The organism is Arenibacter hampyeongensis (assembly GCF_002909255.1).
Taxonomy (GTDB): Bacteria; Bacteroidota; Bacteroidia; order Flavobacteriales; family Flavobacteriaceae; genus Arenibacter; species Arenibacter hampyeongensis.
The window spans coordinates 57,053-81,702 of sequence record NZ_PIOB01000003.1 but is presented as its reverse complement, the minus strand read 5'-3'; the positions used below and the strand labels follow the sequence as shown (position 1 = coordinate 81,702).

The 24,650-nt window shown below is 38.6% G+C and carries 21 protein-coding genes; 12 read left to right on the top strand and 9 right to left on the bottom strand.

Annotation, left to right across the window (positions count from 1 at the left end):
• Nucleotides 1-100: 100 nt before the first annotated feature.
• The 4 genes from CWD91_RS08645 to tsaD all read right to left on the bottom strand — a co-directional run bounded on the left by CWD91_RS08645 (nucleotide 101) and on the right by tsaD (nucleotide 3,911).
• A complete protein-coding gene (locus CWD91_RS08645; protein WP_103440595.1) occupies nucleotides 101-805 on the bottom strand; it encodes a 16S rRNA (uracil(1498)-N(3))-methyltransferase in 705 nt (234 codons plus the stop codon).
• 36 nt (nucleotides 806-841) lie between these two features.
• On the bottom strand, nucleotides 842-2,221 hold the full coding sequence (locus CWD91_RS08640) for an outer membrane protein assembly factor BamB family protein (RefSeq protein WP_157943751.1): 1,380 nt from the start codon (nucleotides 2,219-2,221) through the stop codon (nucleotides 842-844).
• A 200-nt stretch (nucleotides 2,222-2,421) separates the two neighbouring features.
• On the bottom strand, nucleotides 2,422-2,769 hold the full coding sequence (locus CWD91_RS08635; protein ID WP_103440952.1) for a TfoX/Sxy family protein: 348 nt from the start codon (nucleotides 2,767-2,769) through the stop codon (nucleotides 2,422-2,424).
• A 116-nt stretch (nucleotides 2,770-2,885) separates the two neighbouring features.
• Nucleotides 2,886-3,911, bottom strand: coding sequence for a tRNA (adenosine(37)-N6)-threonylcarbamoyltransferase complex transferase subunit TsaD (tsaD, locus tag CWD91_RS08630; RefSeq protein WP_103440593.1), 1,026 nt, complete (start codon nucleotides 3,909-3,911; stop codon nucleotides 2,886-2,888).
• Between the two features lie 108 nt (nucleotides 3,912-4,019).
• Between tsaD and CWD91_RS08625 the strand changes: the two genes are divergently transcribed.
• From CWD91_RS08625 to CWD91_RS08610, 4 genes are all read left to right on the top strand, one after another.
• Nucleotides 4,020-8,327: a translocation/assembly module TamB domain-containing protein gene (locus CWD91_RS08625; protein WP_239985706.1), complete on the top strand. Its 4,308-nt coding sequence runs from the start codon at nucleotides 4,020-4,022 to the stop codon at nucleotides 8,325-8,327.
• A 193-nt stretch (nucleotides 8,328-8,520) separates the two neighbouring features.
• Entirely contained in the window at nucleotides 8,521-9,507 is a 987-nt protein-coding gene (gene pfkA, locus CWD91_RS08620; RefSeq protein WP_103440592.1) for a 6-phosphofructokinase, read from the top strand.
• A 24-nt stretch (nucleotides 9,508-9,531) separates the two neighbouring features.
• The gene (gene gap / locus CWD91_RS08615) at nucleotides 9,532-10,533 is read left to right on the top strand and encodes a type I glyceraldehyde-3-phosphate dehydrogenase (protein ID WP_103440591.1); all 1,002 of its coding nucleotides are present in this window, start codon (nucleotides 9,532-9,534) and stop codon (nucleotides 10,531-10,533) included.
• 84 nt (nucleotides 10,534-10,617) lie between these two features.
• Complete coding sequence (locus CWD91_RS08610; protein WP_103440590.1) at nucleotides 10,618-11,469, top strand: N-acetylglucosamine kinase; 852 nt, start codon at nucleotides 10,618-10,620, stop codon at nucleotides 11,467-11,469.
• Here CWD91_RS08610 and CWD91_RS08605 read toward each other — a convergent pair.
• From CWD91_RS08605 to CWD91_RS08595, 3 genes are all read right to left on the bottom strand, one after another.
• A complete protein-coding gene (locus CWD91_RS08605; RefSeq protein ID WP_103440589.1) occupies nucleotides 11,462-11,842 on the bottom strand; it encodes a RidA family protein in 381 nt (126 codons plus the stop codon). The two genes, CWD91_RS08610 and CWD91_RS08605, sit on opposite strands and share 8 nt — an antisense overlap.
• Nucleotides 11,843-12,071: 229 nt before the next feature.
• A complete protein-coding gene (locus CWD91_RS08600) occupies nucleotides 12,072-12,851 on the bottom strand; it encodes a hypothetical protein (RefSeq protein WP_103440588.1) in 780 nt (259 codons plus the stop codon).
• Nucleotides 12,852-12,912: 61 nt separating this feature from the next.
• Complete coding sequence (locus CWD91_RS08595; RefSeq protein ID WP_103440587.1) at nucleotides 12,913-13,626, bottom strand: class I SAM-dependent methyltransferase; 714 nt, start codon at nucleotides 13,624-13,626, stop codon at nucleotides 12,913-12,915.
• Between the two features lie 63 nt (nucleotides 13,627-13,689).
• Here CWD91_RS08595 and CWD91_RS08590 point away from each other — a divergent pair, with 63 nt between their 5' ends.
• Together CWD91_RS08590 and CWD91_RS08585 are read left to right on the top strand one after the other, a co-directional pair.
• Nucleotides 13,690-14,187, top strand: coding sequence for a YkgJ family cysteine cluster protein (locus tag CWD91_RS08590; RefSeq protein WP_103440586.1), 498 nt, complete (start codon nucleotides 13,690-13,692; stop codon nucleotides 14,185-14,187).
• A 95-nt stretch (nucleotides 14,188-14,282) separates the two neighbouring features.
• The gene (locus CWD91_RS08585) at nucleotides 14,283-15,134 is read left to right on the top strand and encodes a sterol desaturase family protein (RefSeq protein ID WP_103440585.1); all 852 of its coding nucleotides are present in this window, start codon (nucleotides 14,283-14,285) and stop codon (nucleotides 15,132-15,134) included.
• Here CWD91_RS08585 and CWD91_RS08580 read toward each other — a convergent pair.
• Complete coding sequence (locus CWD91_RS08580) at nucleotides 15,125-16,372, bottom strand: exo-beta-N-acetylmuramidase NamZ family protein (RefSeq protein WP_103440584.1); 1,248 nt, start codon at nucleotides 16,370-16,372, stop codon at nucleotides 15,125-15,127. The two genes, CWD91_RS08585 and CWD91_RS08580, sit on opposite strands and share 10 nt — an antisense overlap.
• A 3-nt stretch (nucleotides 16,373-16,375) precedes the next feature.
• Between CWD91_RS08580 and CWD91_RS08575 the strand changes: the two genes are divergently transcribed.
• From CWD91_RS08575 to CWD91_RS08560, 4 genes are all read left to right on the top strand, one after another.
• A complete protein-coding gene (locus CWD91_RS08575) occupies nucleotides 16,376-17,617 on the top strand; it encodes an ABC transporter permease (protein ID WP_103440583.1) in 1,242 nt (413 codons plus the stop codon).
• 71 nt (nucleotides 17,618-17,688) lie between these two features.
• A complete protein-coding gene (locus tag CWD91_RS08570) occupies nucleotides 17,689-18,468 on the top strand; it encodes an aldose epimerase family protein (protein WP_103440582.1) in 780 nt (259 codons plus the stop codon).
• 10 nt (nucleotides 18,469-18,478) lie between these two features.
• A complete protein-coding gene (locus CWD91_RS08565; protein ID WP_103440581.1) occupies nucleotides 18,479-19,111 on the top strand; it encodes a Crp/Fnr family transcriptional regulator in 633 nt (210 codons plus the stop codon).
• A gap of 70 nt (nucleotides 19,112-19,181) precedes the next feature.
• Nucleotides 19,182-20,360 carry a cytochrome-c peroxidase gene (locus tag CWD91_RS08560; protein WP_103440580.1) on the top strand — a complete coding sequence of 393 codons (1,179 nt, stop codon included), beginning with the start codon at nucleotides 19,182-19,184 and terminating at the stop codon, nucleotides 20,358-20,360.
• 18 nt (nucleotides 20,361-20,378) lie between these two features.
• Here CWD91_RS08560 and CWD91_RS08555 read toward each other — a convergent pair whose 3' ends face one another.
• A complete protein-coding gene (locus CWD91_RS08555; RefSeq protein WP_103440579.1) occupies nucleotides 20,379-21,257 on the bottom strand; it encodes a 3-keto-disaccharide hydrolase in 879 nt (292 codons plus the stop codon).
• A 147-nt stretch (nucleotides 21,258-21,404) separates the two neighbouring features.
• Here CWD91_RS08555 and CWD91_RS08550 point away from each other — a divergent pair, with 147 nt between their 5' ends.
• A complete protein-coding gene (locus CWD91_RS08550) occupies nucleotides 21,405-23,129 on the top strand; it encodes a SulP family inorganic anion transporter (RefSeq protein WP_103440578.1) in 1,725 nt (574 codons plus the stop codon).
• Nucleotides 23,130-23,234: 105 nt separating this feature from the next.
• Entirely contained in the window at nucleotides 23,235-24,644 is a 1,410-nt protein-coding gene (locus CWD91_RS08545) for an MBL fold metallo-hydrolase (protein ID WP_103440577.1), read from the top strand.
• The last annotated feature ends 6 nt before the right edge of the window (nucleotides 24,645-24,650 follow it).

Below are 24,650 nucleotides of genomic sequence, written 5' to 3'. Positions count from 1 at the left end.
TGCGATAGGTATATCCTACTAGGGTGTGCTGCCAAGTAGTTTTGTTTGAGCCCATTGGATTTAATTAGTATTCTTTTTAAATGTACTCTAATGAAACAGTTTACAAGTTAATTAAGGCCATGGATGTACAGGCTACAATGGCAGCAGTTTCTGTGCGCAATCTTGTGTTTCCCAAAGCAACAGCCTGAAATCCGTTTCCAAGGGCCAATTTTATCTCTTCAGGAGAGAAGTCGCCTTCTGGCCCAATTAAGATGGTATATTTTTTTTGGGGGGTTGCCAAATGGGATAATTCCTTTTTTTTATCTTCCTCGCAATGCGCTATGAAGAGCTCACCATTTTTTGGTTGTACGAGGAACTCCTTAATGGGCATGGCCGGATTTAATTGTGGAAGGTAGGCCTGTAAGGATTGTTTCATGGCCGATTGGATTACTTTTTCCATCCGGTCCATTTTAATTATTTTTCTTTCGGAATGGTCGCAAATAATTGGTGTTATTTCATGAACACCGATCTCTGTGGCTTTTTCCAAAAACCATTCGAAGCGATCGTTCAATTTTGTAGGTGCCACAACCATATGAAGTTGATATGGTTTTGGAGCTATTTGGGTTTTGGAAATTATTTTAGCGGTACATTTTTTATGGTCTGGAATCAGAATTTCGGCTTCAAAAAAAATGCCCCTGCCGTTGGTAATTTGTAGGATATCCCCTGATTTTTTGCGTAAAACCTTGGATATGTGCCTGCTTTCATCGGTTGGAAAAATAAATTGGTCCGCGCTGTTTTCTAATTCAGGATGGTAGAACAGTTGCATAATTTTAGGAAATTTCAATTTTAGGAAGACATGGTTTTAATGGTCATACACCCCATTGTAATTACTGCCCATATAACTTCCCCATTTTATTTTTTGACTTATTGGGATGTCTGTGTCTATCCTGTTTATTTTTAATCCGTCAAAGGTATAGGTTTGTTTGAGATTTGTACCATGAATATAAATGATATCCAAAAATCCGTTATTGTCCAAATCTCCAACCCATGGCGTGGAAGATAGATTATTGCCTTCGTAATTTAAATTTAATTTGGTGGTTTCTTTTTTGGAGAAATCGATAACGGCCAGATCATTGTAAAAGTATTTCATTTGCAGACTGTCAATCACTTGGTAGTTCATTGGTAGAATGGCCTCTTCCTTTCCGTCATTGTTTAAATCAACCGCTATGGGCGTGCTCATTTGATAATACCCCAACGAATCCATTAATTCTACTTTGCCATTTTTTCCGTTGACCATTATTTGTTTGGACCATTCCAAATTAGGCCACTGACCTTGAGCGTAGGAAGTAAAAAAATCCGGGATGGAATCGTCTGTGAAATTCCCTATCGCAATGGAACCGTAGGCCTGCGTATCTGGCATAACCATGTTCCAAATGGGTTTATAGGTTATACCATCCAATGCTATCATTCTGCCATCAAAAGTATTGGCCACAATGTCATGCACTCCATCATTGTTTATATCCACCCAGGCAGCGGGCCCTATGAACCCTGAGGAGTTTCCAGAGGCCAGGGTAATGGAGTTGGATATATCCCCTGTCATTATATCTTTGATGGATGTTGCATAAAGGTTGCCAGCCATGGTTTCTCCACCGGTCCCATAGATTACATTCCTAAAATTTTCGGATACATTAGGCAATACGGTTACGGACATATAGGTCTCTTTTCCATCCGGCATTGGCGCTTTCTGAATTAACGCACCATTTTTACTGTTTAAGATTACCAAATAGCCCACAGGTCTATCAGGGTCATATGGTCCTTTCAGTACATTTCCACCATTGGAGACCAGTAGATCTTCCTGTCCGTCATTATTCTGATCCGGAATAAATTGTGGATTGTAAAAGTTGAACCATTCTTTTTTTTGATTCTTTGGAGGTTCAAATCGCCAAATTATTTTGCCTGTTTTCCCGTTAATAGCCAATAATTGAGCTGATCGGCCTCCAATAAAAACATCATATATTTTGTCGTTGTTAATGTCTTTGAGAGTGGCCGAACCAAATATTTGATCCTTTGCCGACACTTTCCAAAGTAGCTTTCCGTCTATTCCGCTTACGGCAATGACGGCAGAATCGGAGCGCTTTAATTCCTCTTTTCCGGCCCCTATGATAATATCGCCAGTACCATCTTGATTTAGGTCTGCTATTCTCGGAGAGGAAAAAGTCCCGATACCAGGTAATTTTTTCACCCAAGACTTTTGAGAAAATACAGAATTCTGATTTACCAAAACCATGAGTAAAAGGCCAATGAAAAATTTATTGTACCTCATATTAATTTAAAAACATTAAAAAAACTATTTTCTTAAGCCTTTTGGTTCTGAAAATTATTTTGGTCGGTGTTGCTTCCTAATTCGGGACGGTAGAACAATTGAATAGTTAATAGTAATGATTACAAACTATTCAGTTTTTGTTTTGCGTGTTCAAGTCCCAATTCAATATAATTTAATAGCTGTTCCTCAGTGGCAATTCCTTCTTGCGAAACATAAATGAATTCTTTCATGGGGCGTTTTGTGAAATCCATGGGTCTCACATGTTTGGATTTTAGCGTTTTTTCCATTTTTTGGGTAACAATCCTTACCATAAGGTCGTCCTTTACTATTCCGACGGTCATTTTTCCGCCATACAAAAAGGCAAGTCCACCAAACATTTTCTTTTCGGAAATGTTGGATCGGATAGATTGGGGTTGAAGTTCAAAACTAGCCCTAAGCCGTTTTGCCAATTGTTCATTGAATGCCATAACATTTAAAAATATCAAGATACAAAATCCATGTAAATGAATTGGTTCAAAGTCATAATATCTGTTTTCTGAAACAAGAACCATTTCCCAAAATGAACTATCAGTCGGGAGCCTTTTCATTCAATCGCATATCTAGCCTTAACGGTAATGCTTTGATCTACAAAGTTTAATTCTTTGTATTTTAAATATCCTACGATACCGATCATGGCAGCATTATCCGTACAGTATTCAAATTTGGGAATAAAAGTTGTCCATCCCCATTTATCCTCAGCATTTTGCAAGGCCTGTCTTATACCCGAATTTGCCGAGACACCACCTCCAATGGCTATTTGTTTAATACCAGTTTGTTTTACCGCTTTTTTTAATTTATCCATTAAGATATTGATGATGGTAAATTGGATGGAGGCACAGATATCGTTCAGATTTTCGGAAATAAAGTTGGGATTATTTTTTGTTTCGCGTTGAATAAAGTAGAGTATACTGGTCTTTAAGCCACTAAAACTAAAGTTGAGTCCGTCCACTTTGGGTTTGGGAAAGGGGAATGCCTTAGGATTGCCCAATTGTGCATATTGGTCCACCAATGGTCCCCCGGGATAGGGCAGACCCAATAGTTTTGCACTTTTGTCATAAGCTTCCCCTACCGCGTCATCCAATGATTCTCCCAAAATTTCCATAACAAAATGATCCTTCACCAATACAATTTGCGTATGTCCTCCGCTAATGGTCATTGCCAAAAAGGGGAAGGAAGGTATTTTATAATTTTCTTCTTCAATAAAGTGCGATAAAATATGGGCTTGCATATGGTTTACCTCTATTAAGGGAATGTCCAATCCCAAGGAAAGGGATTTTGCAAAGGAGGTTCCTACCAATAAAGAACCCATAAGTCCTGGTCCACGTGTAAAAGCTATGGCTGATAACTGATTTTTATCGATATTTGCTTTGGCTAACGCTTGGTGCACTACAGGAACTATATTTTGTTGGTGAGCCCTTGAGGCAAGTTCGGGAACAACCCCGCCATATTCCTCATGTATTTTTTGAGTGGCCACAACATTGCTCAGCGTCCTATTGTTGCATAATACCGCGGCAGAAGTGTCATCACAAGAGGATTCAATGGCAAGAATATAAATAGTTTTATTTTCCACTTTGTTTGGAATAAAATTTGAATGTACAAAGGTAAAACATAAAGCCCTATCAAAAAATTAAGAAAAATCCTGGTCAGAGTATTTTTGGTACTCGTTCTTATTTGCGTTTTGGGTAGTGTAATACTTTCTTTGCCTTTTGTCCAGACACTTTTTGCCAAGTATGCCACTACAGAAATCAACAAGGAATTTGGTACAAACATTAATATTGAGCGCTTAAGAATTTCCTTAATTTCGTGGGATACCTCACTTCAAGGTGTTTATATTGAAGATTATAAACAGGATACTCTATTTTATATTGATAATTTAAGTACTTCCATCCTAAATGTTCGCAATTTGGTGAACGGTAAACTGGAGTTTGGTGATATAGCTATTGAGCGACTCAATTTTAAGCTTAAAACCTACCAGGACAACAACAATACCAACCTTGAGGTTTTTATTGATAAATTGGATGATAAAAAACCGCGCAAACCCGGAACGCCCCCATTTTATTTTTCTTCCGCTGATGTTGAAATAACGGATAGTAAATTTAAGCTCATTGATGAAAATCGAGAGACTACTGAAATGCTGAATTTTGATAATCTAAACATCTCGGCCTCGGAATTTACCATAATTGGCCCTGACGTAACTTCTAATATTCAAAAGATGTCCTTTAGGAGCACAAGGGGTGTGGTGGTAGAGAAAATGGCTACCGAGTTTAAGTATACAAAACAACAAATGCGATTTGATTCCTTGAGTATTAAGACCCCTCAGTCCCATTTATTGGGTAAAGTAGTATTCGATTATGATAGGGAAGACTTTAGGGATTTTTTGAACAAGGTGAAAATTGATGCAGAATTCATTGAGTCTACAGTGGCCTTGAATGAAGTAAACTTGCTTTATAACCAATTTGGAAGCGATAAAATAGTAACTTTCTCTACCAAGGTAGACGGGGTATTGAACGATTTAAATACGAACGACCTGTTTTTAACCATGGATAATACCGGTATCCGTGGGGACTTTAATTTTGAAAATTTGTTCGCCAAGGATGGCATATTTGCCCTAACGGCAAATATGAAAAATATTACTTCCAACTACTACGAGCTCAGGGCATTGTTGCCCAATATTTTGGATGTGTTGCCGTCTTCAATACAGAAATTGGGCCAGTTTACGGTACGTGGGGAGGCCCTAATCACCGAATCTTCAATAAATGCCAAAGCCAACATTAATACCCTCATTGGGAGCAGTTATGTGGATCTGGAACTTACAGATATAGACCATATAGACGACGCCTCCTACAAGGGGTTTGTCTCATTGATCGATTTTGACCTGGGAAATCTAATTGAAAGAAAAGATGTGGGCATGGCCAATCTGGATTTTAATGTGGAGGGTAAAGGTGTTGTCATGGAATATCTAAATACTGAAGTAATTGGGCAGGTGTATTCCTTAAATTTTAACGGCTACGATTATAAGGATATAAGCGTATCGGGGATTATTAAAGAACAACTTTTTGATGGATCCCTATTGTGTAAGGACGAAAATATAATGTTTAGTTTTAAAGGATTGGCGGATTTTGCCGAAAATAGAAATAATTTCAACTTCATTGCCTCGGTAGATTATGCGGATCTCAAAAAAATAAACTTTATAAAGGATAGTGTTTCCATATTTAAAGGGGATGTAAATATGGATATTACCGGGAATTCCTTGGATAATATTGTAGGGGATATAAAGTTTACCAAAACCAATTATCAAAATAAAAACGACACCTACTACTTTGAGGATTTTAAAGTTTCGTCCACATTTGAAAATGACAGTACACGAATTATAGATATTAATTCCCCGGATATCATTACTGGATTTTTGAAAGGTAATTTCAAGGTAAAAGAACTGGGTAGGTTGCTACAAAATTCTTTGGGAAGTATTTACACCAATTATAGACCTTTCAATATTTCAAAAAATCAAAGGTTGGCCTTTAATTTTAAAATCTATAACAAGATTGTGGATGTGTTTTTTCCAGAGGTGAAATTTGACCCCAACACCTTTATTAGAGGAAATATCATAGCGGATGAAGGGGATTTTAAGCTCACCTTTAAATCGCCTAGTATAATGGCTTATGGCAATGAATTGGATAACATTGATGTAAAGATAGATAATAAGAACCCCTTGTTTAATACCTATGTTTCCATCGGTGATCTTGCAACGCCCTACTATGATGTAAAAGATTTTAATTTAATCAATACCACCTTAAAGGATACCTTATTTTTTAGAACGGAGTTTCGGGGGGGGAGCGAATATAATGATAGTTATAACCTGAATTTCTACCATACCTTTAATAAGGAAAACAAATCCGTTATCGGTTTAAAAACTTCGGATATTAGTTTTAAGGGGAATAAATGGATACTCAACAAGGACGGCAATAACAAGAATAAGGTAATTCTCAACAAAACACTGGATAGTATTACTATTGAGGAAATAGTAATGAACAATAATGAACAGGAGCAAATTCGGTTAAGAGGTCAATTGGCGGATTCCACTTATAAAGATGTTGAGCTGCAGTTTAAAATAGTGACCTTGGGCAAGATTACACCCTCTATAGATAGCCTAAAGTTACATGGGGAGGTCAATGGAACCTTGAACGTTTTGCAGAAGGACAATGTTTATCTGCCTTCCTCCAATTTAAATATTAAGAATTTTGGTGTCAACGATATTACTTTGGGAGATCTGGCTATTGGCATAGTTGGCAATAGGGATCTGACCGATTTTGTTGTGAATACCTCCTTAGTGGATAAGGGGTTTGAAAAGCTTAGCGTTGTAGGTAATATCTCAAACCGTGAGGAGATTCCCCAAGCCAATCTGATAGTTGATTTCAACAAGTTTAATTTAGAGCCTTTTAGTCCATTGGGCGAAGGGGTTATTACCAATATTAGGGGTTTATTGCAGGGTAGTGCCATACTAAGGGGACCCATAAATAATCCCGATATGAGTGGAGTGCTGTCCTTAAATGAAGCCGGCATAGCAATTCCGTATTTAAACGTTGATTATAGTTTTGCACCCTTCTCCAAGGTTAGGTTGACCAATCAAACCTTTAATTTTCAGAAAATTAAACTTACCGATGTAGCCATGAATACCAAAGCTACACTGGACGGTACAATTACACATAAATTATTTAGGGATTGGAGTTTGGATTTGGATGTTGATACCAATAATGACCGTTTTTTAATTCTAAATACACCGTTTAAGGAAGAAGTGTTGTACTATGGGGCTGGTTATTTAAATGGTACGGGGAGAATATTTGGGCCAACCAATGCCCTTACGATAAATGTGGATGGGGAAACGGCGCGGGGGACCTCCTTGAAAATCCCAATTAGCGATGTAGTTAGTGTTGGAGATTTTTCTTTTATCAATTTCGTGGGTAAAAAGCCAGAAAATACGGATACCGCCCAACGTGTTCTTAAAGAAGTGGAGGGCCTTGAGCTGGCCTTTAATTTGGATGTTACTCCCGATGCAGAGGTAGAAATTGTTGTGGACACCAAAACAGGCAGTTCCTTGAAAGGAACAGGTGCGGGGATTTTATTTATTGAAATCAACACTAACGGTAAGTTTAATATGTACGGTGACTTTGTAGTTGTCACTGGCCAGTTTCGCTATAAGTTTGGTGGTATAGTGGATAAAACCTTCAGGGTAAAGCCAGGAGGTAATATTACCTGGGAAAGGGAACCCTTGGCAGCTCAGCTAAATATGGAAGCCGTTTATTCCCTAAATGCCAATCCTGCTCCATTATTGGATAATCCTGGGTATACTAGACGAATACCGACCGACGTGGTTGTAAGACTTACTGGTGAGTTGGAAAGCCCGATCATAGATTGGAGAATCGATTTTCCCGGAACCAATTCCATTGTAAAATCGGAATTGGAATATAGATTGCAGGATCCTACAATTGCCGAAAGAAACGCACTTTTTTTATTGGCTCAAGGATCTTTTGTCAATGACCAAACAGGTATCAATCAGCAAGCTGTTACAGGGAACCTTCTTCAATCGGCTTCTGGAATTCTCAATTCCTTATTGGCGGGGGATAACGATAAACTGAATTTGGGCTTGTCCTATGAGCAAGGTATTTTGGATAGAAGTACCGATATACAGACGGAAAATAGAGTAGGGGTAACCTTGTCCACCCAAATCAGCGATCGGGTACTTCTAAACGGAAGGGTAGGGGTCCCGGTAGGCGGAGTAACGGAAACAGTGGTTGCCGGGGACGTGGAAGTACAGATTTTATTAAACGAAGAAGGGACCCTCAGCGCAAAAATATTCAACAGGGAAAACGAAATTCAACAATTTCTTGCAGATCGTCAGGGATACACCCAAGGTGTTGGACTTTCCTATCAGGTAGATTTCAATAGTTTTAAAGAGCTAATGCTTAAAATTCTAGGAAAGAAAAAATAGTTGATTTTAAGGCTGTTTTAATCCATTTTGGCAAAAAGGGAAAAATCACTTTTTGCTAAAGATTGATTATGAATTTAACAATTTTCAAGAAAATATTCAACGCAAACGTTTTAGTGCTCCACTATTGTCAAATTAAAGCCAAAGTCGCGTATTTATTGAAATAAGTTTGCTAGTTTTGCCTTTTAAAATTTTTATGGCTTCAGCAATAAAAAAAATTGGTGTATTTACATCAGGAGGAGACTCACCGGGAATGAACGCTGCAATTAGGGCAGTGGTGCGTACATGTGCTTATTTAAAAGTAGAATGTGTTGGTATCTACAGAGGATATGAAGGCATGATGGAAGGTGATTTTAAGGTTATGGACGCACGTAGCGTCAACAATATAATTAATAAGGGCGGAACTATCCTAAAGTCGGCCCGTTGTATGCCATTTAGGACCAAAGAAGGCCGGCAGATAGCATATGATCAACTAATAGCTGCTGGAATAGATGCTTTTGTTGTTATTGGAGGAGATGGTAGCTTTACTGGTGCATTGACCTTTAACAAGGAGTTTAATTTTCCTATAATTGGAATACCGGGTACAATCGACAACGATATTTTTGGAACTACCTATACGTTAGGATTTGATACAGCCTTAAATACAGCTGTCGAATGTATAGATAAAATTAGGGATACGGCCAGTTCACATAATAGACTTTTCTTCGTAGAGGTTATGGGAAGGGATGTTGGACATATCGCATTAAATGCAGGTGTTGGTGCAGGAGCCGAAGAGATATTGATTCCAGAGGAAAACCTTGGCCTTGAAAGATTATTGGAATCTTTAAAACGCAGTAAGCAATCTGGTAAATCATCCAGTATAGTGGTGGTGGCCGAAGGGGATAAAACGGGTAAAAATGTTTTTGAACTTAAGGAATATGTAGAAGAGCACCTTCCTATCTACGATGTTCGGGTATCCGTATTAGGGCATATGCAAAGAGGGGGGTCGCCGTCCTGTTTTGATCGTGTTTTGGCAAGTAGAATGGGAGTAAAGGCGGTTGAAGCGTTATTGGATGGGAAAACCAACTTAATGGTGGGTATACAAGATAATACTATAACATTGACGCCGATCAGTAAGGCAATAAAAGGACATACAAAAATTGATAAGGAACTTATGCGGGTTTCCGATATCATGACAACATAATTTTAAACATTAAAAACAAAGAAAATGTCAAACTTGAAAATAGGGATTAACGGTTTCGGTAGAATTGGAAGATTGGTCTTCAGGGCTACAGTAGAAAGAGATAATGTAGAAGTAGTTGCTATTAACGATTTGTTGGATGTAGAACATCTTGCTTATTTGTTGGAATATGATTCTGTACATGGAAAATTCAATGGTACAGTTGAAGTAAAGGATGGTAATTTGGTCGTAAACGGTAAAACGGTTAGAATTACTGCCGAAAGGGATCCTAAAAATTTAAAGTGGGATGAAGTTGGTGCGGAAATCGTGGCCGAATGTACCGGTATTTTTACTACTTTGGAAACAGCACAATCACATATCGACGGTGGTGCCAAAAAAGTGGTTATTTCAGCTCCATCAAGCAATGCGCCTATGTTTGTAATGGGTGTAAACCATAAAGATGCCAAAGCATCGGATAAAATTGTTTCAAATGCTTCTTGTACTACCAACTGTTTGGCTCCAATGGCCAAGGTATTGAACGATAGCTTCGGAATTGAAGAAGCCTTAATGACTACGGTTCACGCTACAACAGCTACTCAAATGACCGTTGATGGTCCTTCCAGAAAAGATTGGAGAGGTGGTAGAAGTGCCCTTTTGAATATTATTCCTGCTTCAACAGGTGCGGCCAAAGCCGTTACCAAGGTTATTCCATCATTGTTGGGTAAATTAACAGGTATGGCTTTCCGTGTTCCAACTGCTGATGTTTCTGTAGTGGATTTAACGGTTCGTTTGGAGAAGGAGACTTCTTATGAAGAAATCAAGAAGGCATTTAAAAAGGCTTCTGAAGGTGAACTAAAAGGAATTTTAGGATATACCGATGAAGCGGTAGTTTCCCAAGATTTTATTGGAGACCCAAGAACTAGTATTTTTGATGCAGGCGCAGGAATTGAATTAAATTCAAAATTCTTCAAAGTTGTTTCTTGGTATGATAACGAGTCTGGATACTCCAATAAATTGGTAGACTTAGCACAATACATACATAAATTATAGTCTTATTGGGTAATAATTTAATGAATCCTGAAAGTGAGCGATATTTTGCTTATTTTCAGGATTCTTTTTTAATAAACTTGTTATATGATATTGATTGTAGATAGTGGCGCAACAAAATCGGATTGGATTGCCTTGGATGACAAGGGTAACCAGTTATTCATGACACAAACTTTGGGATTAAGCCCTGAAGTATTGACCCGTCCTGTAATCGAAGACCGTTTGGCCAATAATTTTGAACTTTCCAAGAACAGGGAGAATGTTACACACTTATTTTTCTATGGCGCCGGATGTGGAACCGATAGGATGAAAAAGTTTTTAACAGAGATTTTTAACGATTTTTTTCCCAAGGCAAAAGCAGAAGTAAAGGAAGATACTTATGCCGCAATATTCGCCACAACAAAATTAGGGCAACATGGAATTGTTTGTATTTTAGGAACAGGTTCCAATTGCAGCTATTATGATGGTGAAGAATTACATCAAAAAGTTACCTCATTGGGGTATATTCCCATGGATGATGGTAGCGGTAACTTTTTCGGGAGAAAATTGATAAGGGATTACTATTTTAATAAAATGCCGCAAGATTTGGCTACCAAATTCGCCAAGGAATATAATTTGGATGCCGACGTAATCAAGGAAAATTTGTACAAGCAACCTAATCCCAATACATATCTTGCCACTTTTGCCAGATTTATAGTAGAAAATAAAAATCATCCATATTGCAGGGGAGTTATAGATAAAGGCTTTCAGCAGTTTATTAATAACTATATCATGCAGTTTGAATTGGCTACAAAAGTTCCTGTAAGTTTTGTGGGCAGTATAGCCTATTACCTACGTGAGGAACTGGCAACTGTGGTTGAAAGAAATGATTTGGTACTTGGTGTTATTAGGCAAAGACCAATTGAAGGTCTTGTTGAGTTCCACAGAGCTTCTATTTAAGCGCGATCATGGATATTTCCACGTTTACAAACTTGGGTAGATTTGCTACTTCAACTGTTTCCCTGGCTGGAGCGGTATCCGCATCAAAATAAGCGCCATATACCTCATTTATTTGTGCAAACTGATGCATATCCTTTACAAAGATTGAGGATTTAACAACATTTTCAAAAGTCATTCCTGCCTCGGTAAGAATGGCTTTTAAATTTTGCATGGATTGCTCTGTTTCCTTTTTTATATCCCCAGATACCAATTCCCCGGTTTTGGGGTCAATGGGTATTTGTCCGGAAATATATAAGGTGTTACCTGCCAAAATAGCCTGATTGTATGGTCCTATTGGCGCAGGGGCATTTTTTGTGGTAATTATTTTTTTCATTTGAATTGATTCAATATTAATGGATCGTAAAATTAGCAATTATTATCTTAGAAACTGGAAACTAGAAACTGGAAACTAGTTCCCAAGGTAAATCCGAAAGTGCCCAACAGGATTTTTCCGGGAATTTAAATTTATTCAGCTTTGTTCCTTTAGTTCTAGTGATTCTTTCTTGAAGAAATCTTTAGAGTTGATCAATACCTATATTTGGTTTTTGCCAAGGGTTTTATGGCTACTTTCCTCCATTGGCTTGAAGGTCTGCAATGCATTCCACTCCAAAATTAGGGACCGCTCCACCTTTTGAGGTCAACATTTTGGCCATTCCCCAGCCAAATTGTAGTTCTGCCCGCATTAGACAATTCTGAATATTACAGTGACTTTTGGCATCCGGATCTTGATGCTCGTTAACAGATGGTGTTCCCAGGTCGACCAAACCAAATAAATGACCTGCCTCATGGTTTAAAGTGGCAGTTTCTACAGTAGAATTACTAATTAGGGAACTCCTGGCGGCCAATTTTCTAACGGTAGCCTCGTAAATAACCATGGAGGTATTTCTGTAAACGGCTCCAAGTGTAACCAGATCTTCTTCAGGTTTATCATCACTGGAAGCTGCATCGGTAAAATAGATGTAAAGCCCTAAAGTGTCTTCATTATTGTAGATAGTTCTATTTTCTTTTTCCAGATCGGCTATTTCCTCCACATTTAGGCTATCCTTTTGTGGGGATTTCAATTCCTTGTAAATGATGCTAATATTATCCTTGTGGGTCCGTTCTTTAAGAAGGTCTACAAAATTGGTAATCGCTGTTTCTGTGGGTCTGAAATTAGTTACATAACCAATTTCAATCATTAAGTTTTTAAATTTGGAGTCGGAAAGGAATTCATTGGCCGAATCGCCTGGACCTTTTAAATTTGCTGTCTTGTCTACCTTTAGGGCGTCGCTTTCATTGGAGTCCTTGGAACAGCCTAGAATTAAGGCAAAGGTCAAGAAAATTAAAATGGATAACTTCTTCATTTTTAATAAATTTGGAATAAGGGCATGTTACTTTAAAGATAACGACAAATTTCCACAGGTATTACCTTAATTGTGTAAGTTTAGCTAGATAGTCGTAATGTTTTCCTTTGCTTACAAGCTCACAAGCCAAGTTATTGGCGTTAGCGGCACGTTGTAAGGTGTTGTAATCCATATACAACCAATCAAGAGGTTCACTTTTCTCGCCTTTATACTCCATTTCAAAGGTCACCTCTCCGTAATAATCTTGGTCGTCAGGAATCCAGTATCCCCCATCCTCATCCTCATCATACATATAAATAATATCACTGGAATCCAGAAGGATCTGCCCCTTAGGTTTTAAGAGCGATTTTAAATGTGTAAAAAAGGAGTCGATGTTTTTCAACTTTCCCACTATGCCTATTCCGTTCATAAGCATAAGAAGGGTGTCGTATTTATGAAGGTCAAAATCGTGGATGCCAGATAAAACAGTTTGCTCCAATCCCCTTTTTTGACACGTATCAATGGCTCCAGGGGAATTGTCCAAGGCCGTTACCGAGAATCCTTTTTTTTGTAAATAAAGACTATGGCTACCTGCGCCACAACCAATGTCCAGGACACTGCCTTTGCAATACTTCAGGGCCTTTTGTTCCAAAGGGGGCATTTTTTTAAAGTCCCTAAATAGGTAGGGGACAGGAATAATATCCTCTTCATCCAAGGAGGAATATGTCTTGATATCCTCAGTGTAATTACCTGATTGATAATCCAAGAGTGCATTGCCCAAAATGTCCTTAGCCATATAAATTTGTTATTTTGATGCAAATGTGGGACTTTTAACCAACTTTTAAAAGTTTATTCCATAATGGATGAGGTAATTAAGCAACTTCCCAAGCTTGCACAGGAGAAGCACAACGAGAATAGGAAATTCTTTGGAAAACTAAAGAGAAAACCGCCTAAAGACCTTGATTATATTATGCAGGACTTACATGAGGCAGAGTTTAAAAAGACCGATTGCCTAAACTGTGCCAATTGTTGTAAGACTACTGGGCCCCTATTTACCAATGCTGATGTGGAGCGTATTGCGAAGCATTTTAGGATGAAACCCCAAAAATTTATTGATGAATTTTTGAGGTTGGATGAGGATAATGATTATGTATTGCAAGGGGTTCCATGTACGTTTTTGGATGCGGAAAATTACTGCTCCATCTATGATGTAAGACCCAAGGCCTGCCGCGAATTTCCCCACACGGACAGAAAAAAGTTTCAGCAAATTAGTCATCTTACCCTGAAAAATGTGGCCATTTGCCCGGCGGCCTATAATATTGTGGAAGAAATGAAAAAATTAATACGTCTTAAGTAGAAAGGATTTGTTTTAGTTTTTATACCGGTATTTACAAAACTTTCAATTCACTTTTATACGTTTTATACCCGACAACTATTTTGTAAATTTAGACAATGGAATCAATTTATACTTATTTTGAAACTATACCTTCTGCACACCGAAGTATCATTTTGGTTTCAGGGATAGCCTTTTTTTGGATATTGGAGTACATTATTCCCTTGTTTCAATTAAAATACAGCAAGATAAGACATGCCGGAATTAATATTTTCTTTACGCTTACTACCATCTTGGTTAATTTTCCATTGGCTTTTTTACTTTTAAAAACCAGTGATTGGACCATAGCAAATGATTTTGGCGTGTTGAATTGGTTGCCCATTATGCCCATATGGCTAAAGGTATTGGTGGGAGTAATGTTGTTGGATTTACTTAGTGCTTGGTTGGCCCATTGGGTAGAGCACAAGGTTAAAGTGCTATGGGGCTTTCATCTTATTCATCATACGGATCACGAGGTAGACACTACTACTGCCAATAGGCACCACCCAGGAGAAAGTCTGGTCCGTTTTGCATTTACCTGCTTTGGGACTTTCGTGGTTGGGGCTCCAGTGGCCATAATTATGATATATCAGGCTCTTTCGGTTGTTTTGTCGCAATTTAACCATGCCAATATTTCACTGCCCAAAAAGGTGGATAATGTAATGAGTTGGGTTATTGTCTCACCGGACATGCACAAAGTGCATCATCACTATAAATTACCCTATACGGATAGTAATTATGGAAATATTTTTTCTATTTGGGACCGTCTTTTTGGAACCTTCCTAAAATTGCCCAACGATCAAATAGTATATGGAGTGGATACCTATCCCAATGAAAAGGAGAATTCCAATATAGGGGCCTTGTTGAAAATTCCTTTTAAGCGCTACAAATCTCCGGAAAAGATGGATTTGGAATCTACACGTCAATTGTAAATAAGGTATTTGGCCCTTATTTTCTTGAAACGGTTAATATCAATTTGCCAAGTCTTCTTAATTTCTTCATGGGAAAGACCTGTTTCTATCTGCTTTTGTAAAACTTCAGTCCCTGCATGTCTGGTGAAGCCACTGTTATTAAAGAACAGACTCTTGTCTTTAGTGTTTCTATAGGCGTCCAATATATAATTCAAATCCACAGTATTCATTTTTGGAGTCTGTGACAGGTCCTTGCCGTAACAAATTTTACCATTATGTTTTGGGTCCTTAGATCCAAAATTTGGGACGGGTATATATTTAAAGTTGTATTGGGTACTGTCCATAAAGGGGGCGCCATAACGCTGAAATTGAAATTCTGTTCCACGACCTGCATTAACATTTGTTCCTTCAAACAATCCCAAACTGGGATAAAGATAAATTGAGGTGTTATTAGGTAAGTTTGGAGATGGCCTAATAGGTAGAATATAATCCTTGTGATGATCGTAGTGCTCCATTGGTATTACGGTTAGGTTCGCTACAGCCTTATTTTCCAACCAACCCTCTTGATTGATCATATTGGCGTATTCCCCAATGGTCATACCATATACCAAAGGAATATTGGTCATTCCTAAAAATCCTCTATGTTCGGTTTCCATGGTGGGGCCATCTACATAGTGTCCGTTCGGATTTGGCCTATCCAAGACAATTACAGGAATGTTGTTTTGGGCGCATGCCTCCATGACCAATTGCATGGTGGCTATATAGGTATAGAACCTTACCCCTACATCCTGAATGTCGAATAGTACAACATCAAGGTTTTTTAATTGTTCACTAGAGGGCTTACGGTTCTTTCCGTATAGGGAAATTATGGGAAGCCCGGTTTTTTCGTCCCTGCCGTCGCTCACTTTTTCACCTGCATCTGCCTCGCCTCGAAACCCGTGCTCTGGTGCAAATACTTGTTTAATATCAATGTTTAGGGACAAAAGTGAATCTACAATATGGGTGTAGGATAGGGGTTCGGTATCTTTAAAGATAACACTGGTCTGATTGGCCACCACACCTACTTTTTTTCCTTGTAACAAGGGTAGATAGGCTTCGGTTCTATTGGCGGCTACGACTATGGGCAATTTGGTAGCCAAGGTGTCTTGAGCCACTTGGGAATTAAGTTCCTTATTATGGGCTTTGGTAGGGTTTCCACAAGAAGAAAGTGTAAAAAACAATAATAAAACTGTATTTTTGAAAACGGAAAAAACTGCCATAAATTGAATTTAGAATTTTTTATTGCCAAGCGCCTTGTTACAGGGAAGGAGCATAAAATTAGCATATCTGCACCAATAATAAAAATAGCTATTGCGGCAATTTCATTGGGAGTAATAATGATGTTGGTGGCCATTTCGACCGGAGTTGGATTAAAGCACAAGATACGCGAAAAAATAGCCGCCTTTAATGGCCATATCCAGATATATAACTATGACAACAACACTTCCGACGTGTCCATGGTCCCTGTTTCCCTTGATCAGGATTTTTATCCGCAATTTAAATCGGTTAGTGGAATACAGCATATTCAGGCAGTAGCTACTAAAGCCGGTATAATAAGAACGGAAGAAACTTTTGAAGGGGTTATAGCCAAAGGGGTTGGGGCCGATTATAATTGGGAGGTTTTTAAGGAGTTTCTGGTAGATGGGGCCTTACCCAATTTCGTAGGAGAAATCAATGATGAGACCTTAATTTCACGGGTACTGGCTAATCGACTAAGACTGAAAACGGGCGATTCGTTCGTTGCTATTTTCTTTAAGGAAGATGATGAATCCAAAATGCCCAATCAAAGGAAATTTACTATTACGGGAATCTACGATAGTGGTTTTGAAGAGCTGGATGGATCCTATATTTTTATCGACCTGCGTCACATTCAGCATATGAATAAATGGGCGGATAATGAAGTGGGTAACTTTGAGATATTTGTCGATAATTTTGATGAAATAGACAATAAGGCCAAAGAAATTTATGGAAAAACTTTGTCCGATCTGGATACTCAGACCATAAAGGACAAATACTATAGAATTTTTGAATGGTTGGGCCTATTCGATTTTAATATAGCACTGATCATTGGTATAATGATCATTGTGGGAGGTATTAACATGATTACGGCACTTCTAGTTTTAATTTTGGAACGCACCCAAATGATAGGGATTTTAAAAGCCTTGGGGTCTTCCAATTGGAGTATACGTAAGATATTCTTGTACAATGCTACTTATTTGATAGGTGTTGGACTGTTGTTGGGTAATATCATTGGATTGGGCATTATTGGGTTGCAGTATAAATTTCGTATGTTTAAGTTTCCAAACCCGAAGGAATATTATATAGATTATATTCCCGTGCACATTGATATTTTAACGGTTTTGTTCCTTAATCTTGGTGTGTTGGTTTTATGCCTACTGATGTTGCTTGTGCCGTCCTATATTATAACTAAAATTTCTCCGGTAAAAGCCATACAATTCGAGTAGAAGCATTGGATAATTATGTTGGTCCTACAAGGACTGTAAATAGTTGAATTTCAGATAAAAAGTGCAAGTACATGGTGAGTTTGAAACTACATAATCAAATAGTAGGTATCGATGCTGGTGAGTTGGTAGGCTATAAGGTGCATGGCCATGAGTATATTCATCAAAAGGGTAGCCCGGGATGGCGAAATTCCGATACTGAAATGTTTCCAATAATAGGTCCCACCATTGAGGCCAATTTTAGGGTTACAACTCCAAAAGGAAATGCAATACAGGATCAACATGGTCTATTGAGGGAAATGGAATATGAACTTGTTTCCCAAACCAAAACGAAAGCAGTTTTCAGTAAAATATATGTTTCCGGCACTCAAATAAAAAACTCTAAATTTCCAGCGAAATCCACGGAAGAATATTTAGCATGGCCCTATGATTTCGAATTCCTGAAATCTTACGAAATCATGGAAAAGGGACTTAAAATTCAATTTAAGATAAGGGGTGAAGAGGGAATGCCATTTATGTTGGGATACCATCCGGCCTTTAAGTTACATTCAGAAAATGTAACGATACAAGCCGGTGATAGAACAATTACCTTACAAGAGGTACTTGCAGCAGGAAGCAGGGCACTGCCAATTTTGGAATGCAATTCCATTACTTTATTGGATATTGGGGGACTTGGCATAAAAACGGAAGGTTTTGGAAATTTTATGTTGTGGACAGAGGTTCCCAATATGCTGTGTATAGAACCTATTTCCTTTTATCCCTATGCGGTTCGCCAGGAACAACTGCATACCGGATTTCTAAATATAAATAGGATGGAGAAGATTTTTTCGGTAATTATACAACCAAATATTTGATACGGTAAGTATGACAGAAGCATTGGAATTACATTATGGCTATCTTTTTGAACCAGAGTTGTTGGAGGAAATTAGGACAGTTGGTAGCTATAAAAAAGTTAGTCAAGGCCAAACTCTAATGGAAATCGGTGATAACATTAAGTCCATGCCCTTGTTGCTAAGTGGAGCTATTAAGGTATTAAGGGAGGATGATGACGGCAATGAACTGTTGTTGTACTTTGTTGAAAAAGGGGACACCTGTGCCATGACTTTTTCCTGTTGCATGGGAAATAAAAAAAGTGGAATAAGGGCTGTAGCAGAAACCGATACCGAAATATTAATGATTCCTGTAGGTTACATGGAAACTTGGATGGGAAAATATAAGACTTGGCAGCGGTTTATCCTGGACAGTTACAATGCAAGGATGATGGAGCTTATGGAGACTATAGATACTCTTGCCTTTCTTAGAATGGACGAAAGATTACTGAAGCATTTGCAGGATAAGGCCAAAGTTACCAATGATGACTTGTTGTACGCCACACATCAAGAAATAGCTTATGACCTTCACACCTCGAGAGTGGTGGTGTCACGATTATTGAAAAAAATGGAAAACGAAGGCAAAATAAAACTTTATAGAAATCAAATAAAAGTGTTGGATTTATAGATTTTGAAGGTTTAGTGTTTGTTATTGAGGATATTAAGTGCTAAACTTGTCTAGGAAAAAGTAGAGATTTATGAAGATTTATTTTTGTAAGAGTGCCATAATACTGTCCATACTGCTGGTGGGTTGCGGCAATTCTGCAAAGGAGAAGCATGGGGACTCCGTACAGTCTAAAGAAATAGCCAAGGTAGCGGCCTTACCAAAAAGCATTAAAATGCCCCTTGACAATCCAAATTCAAAGGAGAAGGAACTTTTGGGGAAACTATTGTTTTACGACCCCATTCTTGCAGGAGGCAAAGACATTGCCTGTGCAAGTTGCCATCATCCAGCTACAGGTTATGCCGAGTTCTTAGATCTTTCCATTGGTAGTAACGGTAGGGGATTGGGCAGCAAAAGAGTTTTTAAGGAGCCCAATAACATTCCCTTAATGAAACGTAATTCCCCGACTATTTTAAACACAGCATTTAATGGTATACTTGGAAAGGATGAGTATGACCCAGAAAATGCTCCCATGTTTTGGGACGACCGGGTAAAGAGCTTGGAAAAACAGGCCTTGGAACCCATTAAGACCATGGAAGAAATGAAAGGGCTTCATTTTACCAAGTCACAGATTTTAACGGAAGTGGCAACGAGGCTTCAATCTATTCCTGAATATAAAGACCTTTTTGAAGATGCTTTTGGGCCTAACACGGAAATAGACAGCATTCATATAGGAAAGGCGATTGCGGCATTTGAAAGGACTTTGGTTGCCAACAATTCACGTTTTGACCAATATATGGCGGGAGATGTAAACGCAATCTCCCATTCGGAAAAAGAAGGTTTTGAACTTTTTAAATCCGTAGGTTGCATCAATTGCCATAATGGGCCTATGTTTTCGGACTATAAATTGCACGTATTGGGAGTTCCGGAGAATAATAAGGTACCTGAACCGGATAGTGGATTTGAGGAAAGTTTCGCATTTAGAACGGCCTCACTCAGAAATTTGCGTTTTACGGCGCCCTATATGCACAATGGAGCCTTTCAAAATTTAAAACAGGTATTGGAATTTTATGAGGATATCTCCTTTGGGAAAACACGTAATCCTTCAGTATCCAAGGAAATGTTCGATCCCTTTGTTAGGGAACTACAACTCAGCGTTAAGGATATGTCTTTGATTATTTCTTTTTTGAACACCCTTAACGACGACAATTTTGATAAGGAAATTCCGGAAAAGGTCCCAAGTGGCTTGCCGGTTGGGGGAGACATTCAATAATCCAATGGTCCGGTAAAATTAGTTGTACTTGCAATCCTCTGGGTCTGGTTTAATATAGTATTTACGGTAATTTGAGGCTTTGGGATCCATACATCCCTTTAAGTTCTTAATTTCCACTTTTCTAAAATCTATGGGCTGTCCTTCGGCCTGTAAGGCAATAAAACCATCCTTTAACAATTTGCCATCGATCTTAATTGCTGGGTCATATCTGTTGGCAACACCACCTCCGATTTGTGGTTTGGTGTACTGTAATACTTGTTCGCCATTAACAATGTGGGTTACTATGGAGTCTCCTAAAACAATGGCCTCGGCACGTACCCATTGATCTCCGAAATAGGTTTTGGAAGAAGAATTAATACAATGTCTTGGGTCAATTTTACCTTCGTATACCACATCGGTTCCCGGGGAACACATATTTCCTGTAGGTCTTGATTTTCCTTCTTCCAATCCGGCCAATAACTGCAATTCCACTGAAATAGGCCAATCTTGTTCCTTGGGCATGTTCCTTGGGTCTTGGGAATGGAACATTACACCGCTATTCTTTATGGTGTAACTGGGTGCACCTGGATGTAACTCTCCCACAAAACGATATTCCACCACAAAATGGTAGTAAGAATAGGGGGTGTTATAGTAAAGGTGCCCATACCTTTCGTTAAAATCGCCCTCATATTTGTCATAACGTACTTTAATGATACTATCCTCCACTCTAAAGGTATCTCCATAATTATCCCCAACATCGTAATGGTGTATTTTAGTGGTCCAATCATCAATGTCCTGTCCATTGAACATAGAAATCCAACCATCGTTATTTTCTTGGGTAACAGATTTTACGGTACTGCACTGGCAAAGAAGAAATGCTAAGGAGAGGCCACAGATAACAGAATGGATTTTTTGCATATTATATGGAATTAATTGATTTTAAGGCACAAGATAAATTATTTAGACTATATAAATATCCAATTTTATGAAGGAAAGGATTTTTTCAGTTAATATTCTGTAACCACGGTTACACACAAATTAGGTATTAAACATTAAATTTGGTGAATGAGGAGATATTTGCCTTTTTTGGACTGGCTACCAAAATACAACAAAAACCTTTTTGGAAAAGATTTGGTGGCCGGCATAACCGTGGGTATAATTCTGATTCCCCAAGGTATGGCCTATGCCATGATTGCGGGACTACCTCCGGTTTATGGCCTATATGCCTCATTGTTACCTATTTTGGTGTATGCTTTTTTGGGCACTTCCCGGCAGATTGCAGTTGGCCCCGTGGCAATGGATTCACTTTTGGTCGCTGCCGGATTGGGAACCCTGGCTATTACGGGTGTTGAGAACTATATTGCCATGGCGTTGTTCCTTGCTTTTATGATCGGAGCTTTTCAGATGTTGTTAGGGTTTTTACGCATGGGTTTTTTGGTAAATTTTATGTCCAGACCGGTAATCAGTGGATTTACCTCGGCCGCAGCAGTAATCATTATTTTTAGTCAGTTAAAACATTTATTGGGAGCAGATATTGCCAGTAGCAATAAATTTCATCAATTGGTAATTAACGCATTTCAACATATTTCAGAAACCAATCTCTATGATTTTGGGATAGGGATTATTGGCATACTAATTATTGTTTCTTTTAAAAAGTGGTACAAAAAATTTCCGGCAATCCTATTGGTTGTCGTATTGAGCAGTTTGGTCGTTTACTTATTTAACTTGGAAGCCTATGATGTTCAGGTAGTGGGGGTGGTACCGGCAGGATTGCCTTCATTTACGATGCATAACTTTAGTATTGATAAAATCAGGGATATTTGGCCCATTGCGCTTACGCTGGCCTTGGTAGGGTATTTGGAGGCTATTTCCATTGGTAGGGCATTTGAGGAAAAAAATAAGGTTGAAACCATAGAACCCAATCAAGAGTTGATAGCATTGGGAGCTTCAAACATGTTAGGTTCATTTTTTCAGTCGTACTCCGTTACAGCCAGTTTTTCCAGATCGGCCATTAATTACGAAGCTGGTGCCAGAACTACTGTGGCCTCTATAATAAGCGTTATTATGGTGGCTCTCACCCTTTTGTTTCTGACCCCATTATTTTACAATTTACCAAAAGCTGCATTGGCCTCCATCATTATGGTTTCTGTTTTTGGATTGATAGATCTGTCCTACCCTAAAAATTTATGGGAACAGCGCAAGGATGAGTTCATGGTACTCTTGATCACGTTCTTAATCACTTTGGCCATAGGTATAGTGGAAGGAATTTTGATCGGAGTATTAATGTCATTGCTATTGATGGTATACAGGACTTCCAAGCCACATTTTGCCGTATTGGGAAATATAAACGGTTCCGACTACTATAAAAATATTGAGCGTTTTGGCCCAGAAGTTGAAGTTAGACCAGACCTTTTAATTGTCCGGTTCGATTCCCAATTGTATTTTGGGAATTCGGCCTATTTCAAAAGTCAGCTCTTTAAATATATTAAAGCCAAGGGGCCTGGACTAAGGGCAGTGATCTTAAATGCCGAAGCAATTAATTATATAGATTCTACTGCTTCCACTATGTTAATGAGTGTTATAGATGAGATTCATGAAATGAATGTTCAGTTCTACATAGCTGGAGCTATAGGTCCAGCAAGGGACATTATATTTGAGAGTGGAATCGTTAATTGTTTGGACAAAAAGTATCTGTTTGTGAAAATAAAGGAAGCTGTGGCCTATTATGATGATCCCAACACTATTACAAGTTTAAGGGATAAAATAGCATATCAGAACCTAAGTAACTAATGTTGCAGAAGCACAGGGATGGATTATCTACCTTTGTAAATGTGATTTTCCAATTAAAAATATTTTGATTATTTTATTTTAATCAGATCACAAAAAATTAAGATTATGAAAATAGAACAGATATATACTGGATGTTTGGCACAGGGGGCTTATTACATAGAAAGTGATGGAGAGGTAGCTATTATTGATCCTTTGCGTGAGGTAGAACCTTATTTAAAAAGGGCCAAGGCGGATAATGCCTCCATAAAATTTATTTTCGAAACCCATTTTCACGCAGATTTTGTCAGTGGTCACGTTACCTTGTCCAAGGAAACGGGGGCTCCCATTGTTTACGGACCCTCCGCCAATCCTTCTTTTGAAGCTATTATAGCTAGGGATGGCCAAGAGTTTAAACTTGGCAACATCACTATTAAAGCATTGCATACTCCAGGGCATACCATGGAAAGTACTACCTATTTACTAAAGGATGAAAAAGGTAAGGATTATGCCATATTTTCCGGCGACACCTTGTTTCTTGGTGATGTAGGTAGACCGGATTTGGCACAAAAAGCAGCCAATATGACCCAGGAAGATTTGGCTGGTTTATTGTTTGACAGTCTTAGAAATAAAATTATGCCTTTGGCAGATGAGGTTGTGGTTTATCCGGCCCATGGTGCAGGTTCTGCCTGTGGAAAGAACATGATGAAGGAAACAGTGGATACCTTGGGAAATCAAAAGAAAATGAATTATGCCCTTCGTGCAAATATGACCAAGAAGGAGTTTGTTGAGGAGGTTACGGAAGGCCTTTTGCCTCCGCCAAAATATTTTCCGCTTAACGTTAAGATGAACAAGGAAGGGTATGAAGATATTGGGGAAATTTTGGAAAGAGGTACTACGGCTTTGTCCCTAGATGAATTTGAAGAGGCCGCCAATGCAACAGATGCCATAATCTTGGATGTAAGGCATCAGGTCGATTTTGTTCAAGGATATGTTCCAAGATCGATCTTCATTGGTCTGGATGGAAGTTTTGCACCCTGGGTAGGCGCTCTAATAGCCGATACCAAGCAGCCTATCTTATTGGTAGCGCCTGAAGGTAAGGAAGAAGAAGCCATAATAAGGTTGTCTAGGGTAGGTTTTGATGCAACTGTAGGTTATTTAAAAGGAAGTTTTAAGGCCTGGAAAGCATCAGGCAAGGAATACGATACCATTACTTCAATTGCAGCAAAGGATTTGAAGGATACCCTCAATAACAGGGAAGTTCCTGTTTTTGATGTTCGTAAGGAATCCGAATATGTTTCAGAACACATGGTAAATGCTAATAACACTCCTTTGGATTTTTTAAATGACCATATGGCGGAATTTCCCAAGGATGATACTTTTTACGTGCATTGTGCTGGGGGGTATAGGTCCGTAATAGCGGCTTCCATCCTAAAAAGTAGGGGCATACACAACCTAGTGGATATTGCCGGGGGATTTGCGGAAATAAAGGGTTCCGGCTATGAGGTTACCAACTATGTATGTCCGACTACACTTTAAAAAGTG

Coding starts and splice junctions, on each gene's coding strand:
- CWD91_RS08580 (WP_103440584.1), bottom strand. CDS start 16,372: ATGGCAGTTTTTTCCGTTTTCAAAAATACAGTTTTATTATTGTTTTTT.
- CWD91_RS08600 (WP_103440588.1), bottom strand. CDS start 12,851: ATGAAGAAGTTATCCATTTTAATTTTCTTGACCTTTGCCTTAATTCTA.
- CWD91_RS08565 (WP_103440581.1), top strand. CDS start 18,479: ATGACAGAAGCATTGGAATTACATTATGGCTATCTTTTTGAACCAGAG.
- pfkA (WP_103440592.1), top strand. CDS start 8,521: ATGGCTTCAGCAATAAAAAAAATTGGTGTATTTACATCAGGAGGAGAC.
- CWD91_RS08585 (WP_103440585.1), top strand. CDS start 14,283: ATGGAATCAATTTATACTTATTTTGAAACTATACCTTCTGCACACCGA.
- gap (WP_103440591.1), top strand. CDS start 9,532: ATGTCAAACTTGAAAATAGGGATTAACGGTTTCGGTAGAATTGGAAGA.
- CWD91_RS08610 (WP_103440590.1), top strand. CDS start 10,618: ATGATATTGATTGTAGATAGTGGCGCAACAAAATCGGATTGGATTGCC.
- CWD91_RS08645 (WP_103440595.1), bottom strand. CDS start 805: ATGCAACTGTTCTACCATCCTGAATTAGAAAACAGCGCGGACCAATTT.
- CWD91_RS08635 (WP_103440952.1), bottom strand. CDS start 2,769: ATGGCATTCAATGAACAATTGGCAAAACGGCTTAGGGCTAGTTTTGAA.
- CWD91_RS08555 (WP_103440579.1), bottom strand. CDS start 21,257: ATGCAAAAAATCCATTCTGTTATCTGTGGCCTCTCCTTAGCATTTCTT.
- CWD91_RS08605 (WP_103440589.1), bottom strand. CDS start 11,842: ATGAAAAAAATAATTACCACAAAAAATGCCCCTGCGCCAATAGGACCA.
- CWD91_RS08570 (WP_103440582.1), top strand. CDS start 17,689: ATGGTGAGTTTGAAACTACATAATCAAATAGTAGGTATCGATGCTGGT.
- CWD91_RS08590 (WP_103440586.1), top strand. CDS start 13,690: ATGGATGAGGTAATTAAGCAACTTCCCAAGCTTGCACAGGAGAAGCAC.
- CWD91_RS08560 (WP_103440580.1), top strand. CDS start 19,182: ATGAAGATTTATTTTTGTAAGAGTGCCATAATACTGTCCATACTGCTG.
- CWD91_RS08550 (WP_103440578.1), top strand. CDS start 21,405: ATGAGGAGATATTTGCCTTTTTTGGACTGGCTACCAAAATACAACAAA.
- CWD91_RS08545 (WP_103440577.1), top strand. CDS start 23,235: ATGAAAATAGAACAGATATATACTGGATGTTTGGCACAGGGGGCTTAT.
- CWD91_RS08595 (WP_103440587.1), bottom strand. CDS start 13,626: ATGGCTAAGGACATTTTGGGCAATGCACTCTTGGATTATCAATCAGGT.